At 56.6% G+C, this 249-nt stretch carries 1 pseudogene; it reads left to right on the top strand.

Annotated features, from left to right (window positions below):
• A pseudogene (locus IB243_RS27015) lies at positions 1-249 on the top strand (UDP-forming cellulose synthase catalytic subunit); the annotation flags it as partial.

The raw sequence follows: 249 nt of genomic DNA, 5'->3' as shown, positions 1-249 counted from the left end.
GGGCGCTTTCGCCACTCGTTCTGGAACGAGGTGTACGAGTCAGTGCTGGCCTGGTACATCATGCGCCCGGTGATCGTTGCCTTCATCAACCCCAAGTTGGGCAAGTTCAACGTGACGGCCAAGGGGGCGTGATCGAGAAAGCCTATTTCGACTGGACCATTGCACGGCCTTATGTGGTGCTGTTGGTGATCAATCTGGTGGGTTTTGCGGTGGGGATCTGGAAACTGTTCTCCTCCGCAGGCGACGAAA

It is taken from the genome of Acidovorax sp. ACV01 (genome assembly GCF_014851495.1).
Taxonomy (GTDB): domain Bacteria; phylum Pseudomonadota; class Gammaproteobacteria; order Burkholderiales; family Burkholderiaceae_C; genus Acidovorax; species Acidovorax radicis.
The sequence above is the reverse complement of the archived record's forward strand: the minus strand, read 5'-3'. Positions and strand labels throughout refer to the sequence as shown.